Source organism: Pseudoalteromonas ruthenica, from assembly GCF_008808095.1.
GTDB classification, from domain to species: domain Bacteria; phylum Pseudomonadota; class Gammaproteobacteria; order Enterobacterales; family Alteromonadaceae; genus Pseudoalteromonas; species Pseudoalteromonas ruthenica.
On record NZ_CP023396.1, the window covers coordinates 620,536 to 634,543 of the forward strand.

Consider the following 14,008-nt stretch of genomic DNA (forward strand, 5'->3'; position numbering starts at 1 on the left):
CGGTTAGCACGCAGTAGCAAGGGGAGAGGAGTCCGCAAATGTTATATGACTCAGCATTAGAAAAAGATAATTGTGGCTTTGGCTTGATAGCCCAAGTCAATGGGCAAGCCAGCCATAAGTTGATTCGCACCGCGATCACGGGTCTTGCCCGTATGGAACACCGGGGTGGTATTTCTGCAGACGGTAAAACCGGTGATGGTTGTGGCTTGCTGATGCAAAAGCCAGACAGCTTTTTTCGAGCTGTAGCCAAAGAAAACAACTGGTTACTGGGCAAGAACTATGCTGTGGGAATGGTTTTTCTAAGCCAAGATCCGGTTCAAGCCGAAGCGGCAAAACGCGTTATCACCAAAGAATTAGAACAAGAAACACTGACCCTACAAGGGTGGCGTGAAGTGCCGACCGATACCAGTTACTTAGGCGATATTGCCTTGAAGCAATTGCCACAGTTTATGCAGGTTTTTGTCAGCGCCCCGGAAGGATGGCGACCAAAAGATTTGGAACGTCGGCTGTACATTGCCCGCCGACGTATCGAAAAACAGTTAGAACAGGATAAGGATTTTTACATTGCTAGCCTGTCTGGGTTAGTCACTGTATACAAAGGCTTGATGATGCCAGAGGACTTGCCAAATTTTTATCTCGATTTAGCAGATATCCGCATGACCTCGGCAATTTGTGTTTTTCACCAACGTTTTTCCACCAATACCCAGCCGCGATGGCCTCTAGCACAGCCGTTCCGCTATTTGGCTCATAACGGTGAAATCAACACCATAACGGGCAATCGACAATGGGCTCGGGCTCGTGCTTATAAGTTTTCCTCACCACTGCTGCCTGATTTGCAAAGTGCCGCCCCTTTTGTCAACGAGAGTGGCTCAGACTCCTCAAGCTTGGACAACATGTTGGAGTTGTTTTTAGCCGGGGGGATGGACCTGTTCCGCGCGATGCGTATGTTAGTGCCACCGGCATGGCAAAAGAACCGAGCGATGGATGATGATCTGCGCGCATTTTATGATTTCAACTCTATGCATATGGAGCCTTGGGATGGACCTGCAGGCATTGTGATGTCCGATGGTCGCTTTGCGGCATGTAACCTCGACCGTAACGGCTTGCGACCTGCTCGCTATGTGGTGACCCAAGACGGGTTTATCACCTTGGCCTCAGAGGTCGGGATTTGGGATTATGCCGCCGATGAGGTGGTGGAGAAGGGCCGTGTTGGTCCCGGTGAACTGATGGTGGTTGATACCTTGCATGGCAAGGTATGGCACTCAGGAGAAATCGATCAAGACCTCAAAGCAAGGCACCCTTACAAACAATGGCTGGAGCAAAACGTTAAGCGCCTCACGCCTTTTGAGAAGCTGACCGACAAAGAAGCCGGTAACCGTTCGTTTGACGCTGATACGCTACTGATTTACCAGAAAATGTTTGCGTACACCAATGAGGAGTTGGACCAGGTCATTCGGGTGATGGGTGAAAATGGCCAAGAAGCCACCGGTTCAATGGGCGATGACACGCCATTTGCGGTACTTTCTGAAGGCCATCGCTCCTTGTATGATTATTTTCGACAAAAGTTTGCTCAGGTCACGAATCCGCCTATCGATCCACTGCGCGAAAACCATGTCATGTCACTAACGACCTGCATTGGCCGTGAGCAAAATGTTTTCAATGAGACCACAGGACACGCTAAGCGCTTGCAATTTGATTCGCCAGTGCTGATGTACTCGGATATGGTGCAGCTGCGCAGTGCCAACGATGAGCACTATAGCCACAGCCAAGTGGACCTAAACTATACCAGTGATGAGACCTTAGAGCAGGCGTTGGAACGCGTTTGTGATGAGGCGCAGCGTAAGGCTGAAGAAGGCGCGGTGATGGTGATTTTAACCGACCGCCATATTACCCAAGACAGCCTGCCTATTCCGGCGGCAATGGCCGTTGGTGCGGTTCAGCAACGTTTAGTGAATAACAACTTGCGTTGTGACACTAACATAATTATTGAAACTGCAAGCGCACGCGATCCTCATCATTTCGCGGTGTTACTTGGTTTTGGTGCAACCGCTATTTACCCTTACCTCGCCTATGAGTCGCTGGTGGCGATGAGCGATAACAAGGTGATCGACAAGAGCTACCGCGAAGTGACGCTGTCTTATCGCAATGCTATCAACAAAGGGTTGTTTAAGATTATGTCGAAAATGGGGATCAGTACCATTTCGTCATACCGGTGCTCTATGTTGTTCGAAGCGGTGGGATTATCCGATAAAGTGGTCGAGCTATGCTTTAATGGCGTGGCGAGTCGTATCGCTGGTGCCTGTTTTGCGGATTTTGAGCACGACCAAGGCAAGTTGCGCAAACTAGCATTTAGTGCACGTAAACTGCTCTCCCATGGTGGGCTGTTAAAATACGTTCATGGCGGCGAATATCACGCTTATAACCCCGATGTGATCCAAACACTGCAAACCGCAGTGCGCTCAGGAGACTATGCGGACTATCAACGTTATGCGGCCCTGGTAAACAATCGTCCCATCACTAATTTGCGCGATATGCTCGCGCTGCGCAGCGATACTAAGGCCATTAGTGTCGATGATGTTGAGCCGGCAGAGGCGCTTTATCAGCGTTTTGATTCCGCCGCCATGAGTATCGGCGCGTTATCGCCAGAAGCGCATGAAGCTCTGGCAATTGCGATGAACCGCTTAGGCGGGTGTTCTAACTCGGGCGAGGGTGGCGAGGACAAGCTGCGCTTTGATACCGAGAAAAATTCACGTATTAAACAAGTGGCATCAGGACGCTTTGGCGTCACTCCGCACTATCTGCGCAGTGCTGATGTTATCCAAATCAAAGTCGCCCAAGGCGCTAAGCCTGGCGAGGGAGGCCAGCTGCCCGGTGAGAAGGTCACACCTTATATCGCAAAACTTCGGTATTCGGTACCAGGTGTGACCTTAATTTCACCTCCACCACACCACGATATTTACTCTATTGAGGATTTGGCGCAGCTGATATTCGACCTCAAGCAGGTGAATCCAAGTGCAATGATCTCGGTTAAGTTAGTGTCAGAGCCAGGGGTCGGCACCATTGCTACCGGTGTGGCCAAAGCTTACGCCGACCTTATCACCATAGCCGGGTACGACGGTGGCACCGGGGCCAGCCCACTGACATCAGTGAAGTATGCGGGTAGCCCGTGGGAGTTGGGATTAGCGGAAACGCAGCAAGCCCTAGTTGAAAATGGCTTGCGTCACCGTATTCGCTTGCAAACAGACGGCGGTTTAAAAACCGGCTTAGACATCATCAAGGCGGCCATTCTCGGCGCTGAAAGCTTTGGTTTTGGCACCGGACCTATGGTGGCTCTGGGGTGTAAATACCTGCGTATTTGTCACCTCAATAACTGTGCAACCGGTGTAGCGACGCAAGACGAGACATTACGGGCCAAGCATTATCATGGCTTGCCTGAGATGGCGATGAACTACTTTAAGTTTATTGCCCAAGAAGCGCGAGAAATCATGGCATCTCTGGGCGTCACGCGACTAGTGGATTTAATTGGTCGCACCGAATTACTCGAAGCCATTGAGGGCAAAACGCCGAAACAGCAAAAAGTCGACCTCAGTCATTTATTGGAGAAGCCCAATAATATCAGCGGTGAGACCCTATACTGCTCGGTGCACAATACTTCGCATTATACGGGGCGCTTGAATGAGGAGCTGCTCGATAAAGCCAAGGAGGCCATTGATAACTTATCGGGTTTAAATTTGGTGAGCCGCATTAATAACACCGATCGTTCCATTGGTGGCATGCTTTCCGGCTATATTGCCTCGAAGCACGGTAACCAGGGTATGGCCGCTGATCCAATTCGTCTTGAGCTACATGGCACTGCCGGGCAATCCTTTGGTGTGTTTAATGCCGGTGGTCTCGAGATGACCCTTATTGGCGATGCCAATGATTATGTCGGTAAAGGCATGGCCGGTGGGCGCTTAGTCGTTCGCCCACCAATGGGCTCATGTTTCCAATCACACCAAGCGGCAATTATTGGCAATACCTGCCTATATGGTGCAACTGGGGGTCATTTATATGCTGCTGGTTGTGCTGGCGAGCGCTTTGGTGTGCGTAACTCCGGCGTCACCGCTGTGGTTGAAGGCTTAGGAGATAATGGCTGCGAATACATGACCGGCGGCGTCGTATGTGTGCTTGGTAAGGTTGGGGTGAACTTTGGTGCAGGGATGACAGGTGGTTTTGCCTATGTACTCGACGAAGCCCAAGACTTTGATAAACGCATCAACCCAGAGCTGGTGGAAATTGTCGAACTGGATAACTTAGTAACACATCATGAGCACCTCCGTGGATTGATAGCTGAACACTTAGAACTCACCGGTTCGCAGCGAGCCGAGGCTATTCTTGCTAGCTTTGATCTGTATCTACCGCTGTTTAAGTTGGTGAAACCAAGATCCAGTGATGTGCAGAGTTTATTGGGCCACCGCGCCCGCAGTAGCGCGGAGTTGCGCGTACAGGCGCAATAGGAGGAAGTATGAGTCAGAATGTTTATCAATTTATTGACGTGCAGCGCGTGGACCCAAGGAAAAAGCCGATTTCCACACGCAAGCAGCAGTTTGTCGAGATTTACGAACCATTTTCGCAAAACCAAGTCGACTCTCAGGCGGATCGCTGCTTGGATTGCGGCAACCCCTATTGCGAGTGGCAGTGCCCGGTCCATAATTACATCCCGCAGTGGCTAAAGCTGATCCGCACTGGGCGTATACTCGAGGCAGCTGAGCTGTCTCACCGCACCAATAGCCTGCCAGAGGTGTGTGGTCGGGTATGCCCGCAAGACCGTCTTTGTGAAGGCGCTTGTACGCTCAATGAAGACTTTGGCGCGGTGACAATAGGAAATATAGAAAAATACATCACCGATACCGCGTTTGCTATGGGCTGGAAGCCTGATATGAAGCACGTGGTGTGGACCGATAAAAAAGTCGCCATTATTGGTGCTGGCCCCGCTGGCTTGGGGTGTGCTGATGTGTTGGTACGCAATGGCGTTAAGCCGGTGGTATTTGACCGTCACCCGGAAATCGGGGGGTTGCTAACCTTTGGCATTCCTTCTTTCAAGCTTGAAAAAGAAGTAATGCAGCGTCGTCGTGAAATCTTCACCGAGATGGGAGTGGAGTTTCAACTGAATACCGAAATAGGCAAAGATATTGAATTGCAAAGTATTATTGATCAATACGATGCAGTCTTTTTAGGTGTTGGCACATACCAAAGCATGCGCGGCAATTTAGCCAATGAGGATGCCGAAGGCGTCTATGACGCATTACCATTTTTAATTGGTAATACGAATCGCGTGATGGGCTATGATGAAAGCCAAACGCCTTTTGTTGATATGCAAGGCAAGCGCGTTGTCGTGCTCGGCGGTGGAGACACCGCGATGGATTGTGTGCGTACCTCGGTGCGTCAACAGGCAAACCATGTGATCTGTGCCTATCGTCGCGATGAAGAAAATATGCCGGGCTCAAAGCGCGAGGTGAAAAACGCCAAAGAAGAAGGCGTGGAATTCATGTTCAACGTTCAACCTAAAGGTATTGAGGTGAATGAACAAGGCATCGTCACCGGTGTGAAAATGATAAAAACCCAACTCACAGAGGCGGATGAAAATGGTCGGCGCCGCGCCGAAGAAGTCGCGGGCTCTGAACATGTCGTGGCCGCTGATGCCGTGCTCATGGCTTTTGGCTTCAAACCCCACAAGATGGAGTGGTTATCGCCGTTTGGTGTCGAAATCAATAGCTGGGGTGGGATCACTGCGCCTGAGCAAGGCGAATATACTCACCAAACGACTAATCCAAAGATTTTCGCTGGCGGTGACGCGGTACGAGGATCCGATCTGGTCGTCACCGCGATCTTTGAAGGTCGAAACGCCGCTGAGGGCATCATGGACTACCTCGAGGTATAAAGTTCTTTTCTGGGAAAATCAAAGCGGGCCCTTGTTGGCCCGTTTTTTTATAGCTAACAGTGACTGAAAAAGGATAAGCTAAAAACCGCTCAACCGGTTTTTCATCCGTAAGTGCAAATTATGACAGGGAGGTAATGAGCTATGGAATATGTGTTAGCGGTGACTCTGTTTGCCATTTCTGCTTCCATCACCCCAGGACCCAACAATATTTTAGTGATGACTTCTGGCGTTAACTTTGGCGTTAAGCGTAGTCTGCCGTTACTGACAGGCATTTGCGTGGGCTTTGCTGTTATGTTGTTGCTTGTCGGCCTCGGATTTTCTTATGTATTTAGCAGATACCCAAGCCTGCACTTTGTCATAAAGTGTTTAGGTGTTCTTTATTTACTCTACCTTGCGTTCGTTATTGCTTTTTCATCCGCTGCCATTGAGGGGAAGGAGCAGCATCGACCTTTATCATTTATCAATGGTGCGTTATTTCAATGGGTTAATGGTAAAGCTTGGGTTGTTGCTAGCGGCGCTATTGCCGCTTTTACGAGTGTTGGAGGGGAATTTAGTGGCGACAATATTGTTATCGTCCTGACTTTCTTATTGGTGTCATTTCCCTGCGTTGGCGTGTGGCTAATGTTTGGTTCAATGCTTAAAAATCTACTCAACACCGCAAACAGACGTCGCTGGTTTAACCTGACGATGGCATTGTTACTGGTGTTATCGGTGATACCTGTGCTTAAGGAAATAGTAACAGCACTTTAGTGCACAGCCTCAATCCATAAGACCGTACACATTGCTAATGTCGAGTTGTTAGCGCTCTGAGCGCTCATATAGAGTTAATCGAGTGTAATCCCTCACCCGTGTGCGGCAATCAACTCTTTGGCGTTAGCCAGAGTTGCTTTACTAATGTTGTCCCCTGCTAATAACCGCGCAATTTCATCGACTCGCCCTTGCTTATTCAACGGCTGCATTTGCGTGTAGGTCTCATCATTGGCCACTTCTTTGGCGACAAAAAACTGGTTCATAGCACTGGAAGCCACTTGCGGTAAATGGGTCACACAGATTACTTGTGTTGATTCACCCAAACGACGTAATAACTTACCTACCGCAGCGGCTGTCGGGCCAGAAATACCTACATCCACTTCATCAAAAATAAGAGTAGGCGTGGTAACCCGTTGAGCGATAATTACTTGAATCGCTAAACTGATGCGCGATAACTCGCCTCCGGATGCTACTTTGCTAAGCGCCTGTAAGGGCTGGCCTGGGTTGGTACTGACCATAAACTCTATGCGATCTTGGCCTAGCTTACTGGGGGTTCGTTCGTTGTCGTAATCAAGCTCAATGGCAAAGCGGCCATTTTCCATCGATAATTCATGCATACTGGCGCCAATTAACTCGCCCAGTTGCTCAGCCGCGTGTTTGCGGCTGTCTGAAAGGGCTAAGCTGTGCTGCTGATAAGCAGCCAGTGCCGAGGCTATTTCTTCGTCTAATTGGGCTAAACGTTGGTCATCAACGCAAATAGCTTCTAACTCAGCCTTAATATGCTGATGGTGCTCTACTAAGGCTTCGGGTTCAACCATGTGCTTTCTTGCCAGAGTTACTGCGGTGCCAAGACGCTCATCTAGATACTGTAAGCGCTGTGGATCCAGCTCGGCGCCATCGCAATAAGCGCGTAACTCGCGGCTAGCCTCTTCCACTTGCACACACGCATCATTGAGCATAGTCGCTACGCCCTCGAGCGCGTTATCAATGTTGGCCAGTTCGGCGATAGCAGCGGCGCTTTGTTGCAATGCACCGTTAATGGTTTGTTCTTCGCCCTCATACAAGGCATAAAGCTGTTGTTGTGAGCCTTCTAGTAACTGCTGTGAATGACTGAGTTTGTGATGCTCAACTTCAATGTCAGCGTATTCACCCTCATTGAGGGAGAACTCATCAAGCTCAGCAACTTGATATTCAAGCAGTTGCTTCTGTGCTTGTTGTTGGGCGTGCTTAGCTTCTAGCTGCTGGCGTTCACGATGGAGATTGGTATAAGTATGATGTGCGTTGGCCACTTGCTCAAGTAGTGCACCGTGGCCTGCGTATTCGTCTAGCAAATGCAGCTGCTGATCGCTTTTTAACAACAGTTGATGAGCATGTTGGCCGTGGATGGAAAGTAAATATTGGCCCAACTCCTTTAGCTGTCCAGCGGTGACGGCAATGCCATTAACGTAACTTTTACTACGGCCATTTTTAGCAACCACGCGACGCAGCAAACACTCGTCATCATCACCCTCTAACATATGCTCTTGCAAATACTGTTGTGCTTTAGGCAGCTGGCTAATATCAAACCGCGCGCTAATATCGGCTTGCTTTGCCCCTGGGCGCACTGCGCCAGCGTCAGCGCGTTCACCTAAACACAGCGACAGCGCATCAATAGCAATGGATTTACCGGCCCCTGTTTCACCGGTTATGGCAGTCATGCCACTGCGCCATTGGGTTTCCAATTCGCTTACAATGGCAAAATTAGTAATTTTTAATCCACACAGCATACTGTTCATCCATCCAGTTATGTATAACTGTTAATCTATACAGTGTTTGTGGTTTTTGCAAATTAAATTTTAAACAGTTTCGTGCCGAGCTGATGAGTGCTCTTGCTGCTCATCGACGTCGTCCTCAGTCTCATCAGGCTCGTCTTTAAGCTGCTCGTGGTCACTGAGATCGCTGGAGGTAAGCTGCGTCAGCAGGGTAGGGAGGATGTCATGGTAAAACGCAGCATTAAACTCGATACCGCGTGTGGGTAATTCACTAATAAAGTATTGAATCCGCTCTGCTAGGGTATCTATGTCGTTACGCACATAAGACTTAGCTAACTCGCTGTCCAACGTCTGCAGCACACGTTCACTGATGTATTCTAAATACGTGAGGTTATCCTCATTGTGCCCTTGAACAACGAAGAAGTTGCTGCAGATAGCATTGAGTTGCGGCACATGTTTGGGACGTAGAATGCGAGCTTCTTCATACTCATGCAGATGGCTTTGAAAGCGTTGTTGAACTTGCTTGACCCGAGCGTTAAACATACGTCGTTGAGCCTCTCGCGCTTTCTCACGGTTGCGCTCAATGACCATATACACACCAAGCAAGGTAATAAGTAAAATAAGTGTCAAGATGACGACGAAAACCATGAGGATACGAGTGGGAACCGAAAACAACGAATGCCCTATTCTTATGTAAATAGGGTCTAATTGCAATAAAAACTGAACGCTAAGTTAACGCTGGCTAATACAAGCGTGAACCCCAGTTTAGCTTTTGCCTCAACACGTTATAGTACGAATAGTCAGTTGGATGGACTAGCCGTAAAGGCTTTTCAGCCTTTTTAATAACAACCTCATCACCAGGGAGCAGGGCCAGTACCACGTGACTATCACAACTCACTTGCAGGCTATCGGTATTACTAGGACTGAGTTGCAAACGCACCACACTGTCGCCATCAACGACGAGCGGGCGGCTGGAGAGGGTGTGTGGGAACATAGGTACTAGCGACATGGCATTTAGACCTGGCGTGAGTATGGGCCCGCCACCAGAAAGTGAGTAGGCTGTAGAACCCGTGGGCGTGGACACTATCAGGCCATCTGATTTTTGCGAAAAGACAAAATCATCGTTGATAAAACACTCAAATTCAATCATATGAGCCACTTTATCGGCGTGCAGTACGGCCTCATTCATGGCTGAGTTGGCACTTTTTAGCTCGGCATGGCGAAACACTTCGACTTCCAATAAAAAGCGTTTTTCTTCTATATACTGACCGCTGAGAACCTGCTCTAAAGAGGCTTCAAAGCTATCGGGGTTTAAATCGGTTAGAAAGCCTAAGTTACCTCGGTTTACGCCGATCACCCCAACATCAAAGCGGGCAAGCACCCGAGCGGCACCGAGCATGTTACCATCACCGCCGACAACAATCGCCAAGTCGGCCCGTTCACCCAACTCCACTAAGTCCACCAAAGTGGCTTCTTTCGCGTCTTCAAGTTGGCCGCCATAGTGGTGCTCGACCAAAACCTTGTAGCCTAGTGCTTGCAAAAAGGTATAGAGGCGTTGTAATGTCAGCGCCGCGCCTTCATGATTGGCTTTACCAATTAAGCCTATGGTTTTAAAAGATGCGCTCATAAATGTGCCAAGACCGAACTAACTCCTTATAGAGTAACGCAAAAGTCAGGGTGTTGAAACTGAGGCAAAGAGCCTAAATTATAACTATATGAAATTATCACCACGTGACGAGCAGATTTTCTCTGCTGTAATGAGCTTGTATTGCGACGGCGAAGGTAATCCTGTCGCCTCGACCCGCATTGCCAAACAAAAAGGCATGGCGGTGTGCAGTGCCACCGTGCGCAATGCCATGTCTCGACTTGAAAAGCTCGGTTTACTGTACTCACCTCATACCTCTGCGGGGCGTATTCCTACTGAGCAGGGGTTTGCGTTTTGGTTTGACAGCTATTTCGACCTCGACCAACTCGGCTTGTATTGGCAGCCCCCGCAGGACAAACTGATTGAGTTTGCGCATCACCTCGCGCGACGCTTTAAAGTGTGCGTCTGTGTCGGCCTACCACAGGTAACGACGCAAGTTGTGTTTCGAGTTGAAGTACTTGATTTTGACCGCAAACATTGGCTGGTGCTGCTGCTTGACCGGCACGGGCAAAGCCATAACATTCTTATTACTAAGCCCGTCGAAGCCAATGACGACATTCGCTATCAGTTTGCAACTTGGCTGAATTCGGTGTTTGCCCAGCAAAACCTGCTCGAGGGGATCCACCGCATGAAAGCGATGAGTCGCACTGCACCGCATTATTGTCATGGTTCGCTGGCTCAGTGGACGCGAGAGCTGGGTAATAAGTTGGGCACTGATAACAGCATCGTGGTGGGCGAGAATAACCTCTACGCTCACAGCCAGCACGACCAAGAGTATGCTATTGGAGTGCGCTTTTTACATGCGGTTGAAGATAAGCTGGCCTTTCGCAATGGTGTGTCGGTGCTACTAGGTAACAGTGTGCCGATGCCGGGATTTAATGACTTCTTAATATTGAGTTTGGCGTACTTTGCGAATCACGAATACCAAAGCCGGTTTTGTGTGATTGCTCCGAAATCAGCAGAGATCGAAGCAATTATTCAAGAATTTGCGCAAATCGAAGAAGTGGACCTTGAAACCACTTAAACCATCCCCATAATGAAACGCAGTTAAGCAGTTTTTGGAGAACAGATAAATGTCCGAGCAAACACAGGCGAAAGAAAACGAACAGGACAACCCGCAAGAAGCGGTGGAACAAGAGCAGGCGAGTGAGCAACAAGCTCAAGGCGATGATAACAGCGCAGAAGCTGAAATCGCTGCGCTTCACGCAGAATTAGAAGCGGCTAAGCAAACGATAGAAGATCAAAAAGATAGCGTTGTTCGCGCTGCTGCCGAAGTGGAAAACATTCGTCGTCGTGCGGCTCAAGATGTCGACAAGGCGCACAAGTTTGCACTGGAAAAGTTTGCCGGTGATCTGCTTCCTGTGCTCGATAACCTTGAACGTGCCATTGAGTTCGCTGATAAAGACAACGAGGCTATTAAGCCTATGCTCGAAGGCGTTGAAATGACAGCGAAAAGCTTTGTCGAAGCGCTTGGCAAATTTAACGTTGAAGTGGTTGAGCCACAAGGCGAAACATTCAACCCTGATTTACATCAGGCAATGAGTATGCAACCCAGTGAAGACGTAGCACCTAATACTGTGCTTGCAGTGATGCAAAAGGGCTACACACTCAACGGTCGCCTATTGCGCCCGGCTATGGTGATGGTATCAAAAGCGCCATAAGGGCCGACCAGATAATGCTTTAAATGCCCGCTTAGCGGGCATTTTTTTTGTGATGCCAAAACTGGGTAAGCAGAATAAGTACTAGGGCACTGAACATCATACTTGAAAATGGCACCGCATTTTCAGGGTGGATCAGGGCGAGAATAGGCCCTACCAGCGCGCCGCTACCAAAACGCAAGGTACCAATCACGGCGGTTGCCGTGCCGGAGTTGCGTTCAAATTCCATTAAAATAAGGGCATCAGCATTGCTGGCAATGATACCCAAACTCATCATTAATGGCGCAATACTAAAGACGATAAAGTACAGTGACTGCTGCATTAGGCTCACTGTGAGTAAGGTGCCGCCGGCAATAAAAGCCAGAGCTAAGCCGATAAACAACATGCGCCGAGAACCCACTTTTGGTACCACACGGGTATTGACGAAGTTGCCTATCATCAGCGCTATTACGTTAAAGGCAAATAACACCCCAAACAATTGCTCTGACACTTCAAAGTAATCTAAATAGATAAACGGCACTGAGGTCAAAAAGCAAAAGAAAGCGAATGACGCCAACATTGAGGAGAGTATATCTGCCCGGGCTTTAGGTTCGCTTAGTACTACCGAGTAGCTTTCAAAAAACAGCCTCAAGCCACGCTTTTCGCTGCGATAAATGGGAATATCGATCAGGTGCATTTGCACCCACACAAGAATAAATACGGCATAGCCCGCTAACGTTAAGAAAATCACTTGCCACTGCGCCAGAGAAAGGATCAGCGAGCCAATACTCGGGGCAATGAGCGGTGCAATCATCATAATCATCGACACATAGCTCATGCCTTTAGCGGTATTTTGCTGATATATATGACGAATAATGCCAGGCACCACAACGGTAGCAGCGGCGCCGGTAAAGGCCTGCGCAGCCCGTAATGCCCAAAAAAGATGGATGTCTTGGCAAAATGCCAATGCCAATGAGCACAGCGCAAATAGCCCAAGGCCAATGCGGGCAAGGCGACGACGGCCCATTTGATCGGCTATGGGGCCAAAAAACAGCATACCTAACGCATAACCACCTAAGTACACACTCAGTGAAATTTGCACTTGTGGCATGGTCGCGCCTAAATCAGCGGCAATTTGCACCATCGCCGGCAGATACATATCCACCGCAAGCGGGGTAATAGCAACAATACTGGCTAACAGCGGCAGTAATAAACGCCGACTAGGCGTTCTTATATCGTCTGTGGACATAGAATTCAGTCTTCAATTTGATAGTGTGGAGAAACCAAGGCTGGCTTGATACTTTTAACGTATTGGGGTTCAGCGCAGACGGATAAAACACCTTGGTTTGTTCACTATATCACCCGCTGCCAGTAGGTAACAGCCAAATGTTATTAAGATAATGTTAATTATACAGTTTTATACTTTTGCGTAGAGCTAGGCGAGCCCCATCACACTTTGCTATGCTAACCTCATTCGGTAAATAGGGAACAAATCATGAAACATGCTTTAATCGCGCTGGCGCTTGTCGCCGCGCTTGGTGGATGCAAAACATCGCCCACAGGGCGCACCCAAGTGGCTTTATATTCAGACAGTGAGATGAGCCAACTCGGCGGTGCTAGCTTTGAACAAATGAAAAAAGAACAGAAGATCAACAAAGATCCGGCCACCAATGCCTATGTGCAGTGTGTGGCTGATGCGGTGATCACCGTTCTACCGCAGCAATACGCGCAACAAGAGTGGGAAGTGGTGGTGTTTGATGAACCCTCGGCGAATGCCTTCGCATTACCAGGTGGCTACATTGGTGTACACACCGGGCTATTAGATGTGGCGCAGAATCAAGATCAACTCGCGACGGTGTTGGGTCATGAGGTGGGGCACGTGATTGCTGAGCATTCAAATGAACGCGTTTCGCAAAGCCAACTACTGCAAACGGGTATGCAGTTAGGTGCCGTGGCACTGGATATGAGCGAGGTGAGCTATCGCAATGAGATTATGCAGGCCTTGGGTCTAGGAGCCCAATTTGGGGTGGTGTTGCCCTTTAGTCGTACTCATGAAAGCGAAGCCGATGAAATTGGTCTTGAGTTGATGGCCAAAGCAGGCTTTGAGCCCCAACAGTCAGTGGCATTGTGGCAGAATATGGCCAAGCAAGGTGGCGCTCGTCAGCCAGAGTTTTTATCGACCCACCCGGCGCCATCAAGTCGCATTACGCAGTTGCAAAAGCAAATGACCAATGCACAAAGCTTGTATAGCAGTGCTCAAAAACAAGGCAAGCGCCCGCAATGCCGTTAGTCGCTCGGTAAGCAC

Annotated in this window: 10 protein-coding genes; 6 read left to right on the forward strand and 4 right to left on the reverse strand. The window is 49.1% G+C overall.

Features of this window, described 5'->3' with window-relative positions:
- The first annotated feature begins 38 nt into the window (after positions 1–38).
- The 3 genes from gltB to PRUTH_RS03040 all read left to right on the forward strand — a co-directional run bounded on the left by gltB (position 39) and on the right by PRUTH_RS03040 (position 6,670).
- Entirely contained in the window at positions 39–4,496 is a 4,458-nt protein-coding gene (gene gltB / locus PRUTH_RS03030; protein ID WP_151172490.1) for a glutamate synthase large subunit, read from the forward strand.
- Positions 4,497–4,504: 8 nt separating this feature from the next.
- Positions 4,505–5,920, forward strand: a complete 1,416-nt coding sequence (locus tag PRUTH_RS03035; protein ID WP_151172491.1) for a glutamate synthase small subunit GltD family protein — start codon at positions 4,505–4,507, stop codon at positions 5,918–5,920.
- A gap of 141 nt (positions 5,921–6,061) precedes the next feature.
- Positions 6,062–6,670 carry a LysE family translocator gene (locus PRUTH_RS03040; protein ID WP_045980315.1) on the forward strand — a complete coding sequence of 203 codons (609 nt, stop codon included), beginning with the start codon at positions 6,062–6,064 and terminating at the stop codon, positions 6,668–6,670.
- Positions 6,671–6,762: 92 nt separating this feature from the next.
- Here PRUTH_RS03040 and recN read toward each other — a convergent pair whose 3' ends face one another.
- The 3 genes from recN to nadK all read right to left on the reverse strand — a co-directional run bounded on the left by recN (position 6,763) and on the right by nadK (position 10,048).
- On the reverse strand, positions 6,763–8,436 hold the full coding sequence (gene recN, locus PRUTH_RS03045) for a DNA repair protein RecN (RefSeq protein ID WP_151172492.1): 1,674 nt from the start codon (positions 8,434–8,436) through the stop codon (positions 6,763–6,765).
- Between the two features lie 69 nt (positions 8,437–8,505).
- Positions 8,506–9,051, reverse strand: coding sequence for a hypothetical protein (locus PRUTH_RS03050; RefSeq protein ID WP_179954352.1), 546 nt, complete (start codon positions 9,049–9,051; stop codon positions 8,506–8,508).
- 112 nt (positions 9,052–9,163) lie between these two features.
- Positions 9,164–10,048 carry an NAD(+) kinase gene (gene nadK, locus PRUTH_RS03055; RefSeq protein WP_151172493.1) on the reverse strand — a complete coding sequence of 295 codons (885 nt, stop codon included), beginning with the start codon at positions 10,046–10,048 and terminating at the stop codon, positions 9,164–9,166.
- Positions 10,049–10,136: 88 nt separating this feature from the next.
- Here nadK and PRUTH_RS03060 point away from each other — a divergent pair, with 88 nt between their 5' ends.
- The gene (locus tag PRUTH_RS03060) at positions 10,137–11,090 is read left to right on the forward strand and encodes an HrcA family transcriptional regulator (RefSeq protein WP_045980317.1); all 954 of its coding nucleotides are present in this window, start codon (positions 10,137–10,139) and stop codon (positions 11,088–11,090) included.
- A gap of 49 nt (positions 11,091–11,139) precedes the next feature.
- Complete coding sequence (gene grpE, locus PRUTH_RS03065; protein ID WP_022946174.1) at positions 11,140–11,727, forward strand: nucleotide exchange factor GrpE; 588 nt, start codon at positions 11,140–11,142, stop codon at positions 11,725–11,727.
- Positions 11,728–11,758: 31 nt separating this feature from the next.
- On the opposite strand, the gene PRUTH_RS03070 is transcribed toward grpE, so the two are convergent.
- A complete protein-coding gene (locus tag PRUTH_RS03070) occupies positions 11,759–12,952 on the reverse strand; it encodes a multidrug effflux MFS transporter (protein ID WP_045980318.1) in 1,194 nt (397 codons plus the stop codon).
- 246 nt (positions 12,953–13,198) lie between these two features.
- Here PRUTH_RS03070 and PRUTH_RS03075 point away from each other — a divergent pair, with 246 nt between their 5' ends.
- Complete coding sequence (locus PRUTH_RS03075; RefSeq protein WP_045980319.1) at positions 13,199–13,993, forward strand: M48 family metallopeptidase; 795 nt, start codon at positions 13,199–13,201, stop codon at positions 13,991–13,993.
- Positions 13,994–14,008 lie beyond the last annotated feature (15 nt).

Coding starts and splice junctions, on each gene's coding strand:
- gltB (WP_151172490.1), top strand. CDS start 39: ATGTTATATGACTCAGCATTAGAAAAAGATAATTGTGGCTTTGGCTTG.
- PRUTH_RS03035 (WP_151172491.1), top strand. CDS start 4,505: ATGAGTCAGAATGTTTATCAATTTATTGACGTGCAGCGCGTGGACCCA.
- PRUTH_RS03040 (WP_045980315.1), top strand. CDS start 6,062: ATGGAATATGTGTTAGCGGTGACTCTGTTTGCCATTTCTGCTTCCATC.
- recN (WP_151172492.1), bottom strand. CDS start 8,436: ATGCTGTGTGGATTAAAAATTACTAATTTTGCCATTGTAAGCGAATTG.
- nadK (WP_151172493.1), bottom strand. CDS start 10,048: ATGAGCGCATCTTTTAAAACCATAGGCTTAATTGGTAAAGCCAATCAT.
- PRUTH_RS03060 (WP_045980317.1), top strand. CDS start 10,137: ATGAAATTATCACCACGTGACGAGCAGATTTTCTCTGCTGTAATGAGC.
- grpE (WP_022946174.1), top strand. CDS start 11,140: ATGTCCGAGCAAACACAGGCGAAAGAAAACGAACAGGACAACCCGCAA.
- PRUTH_RS03070 (WP_045980318.1), bottom strand. CDS start 12,952: ATGTCCACAGACGATATAAGAACGCCTAGTCGGCGTTTATTACTGCCG.
- PRUTH_RS03075 (WP_045980319.1), top strand. CDS start 13,199: ATGAAACATGCTTTAATCGCGCTGGCGCTTGTCGCCGCGCTTGGTGGA.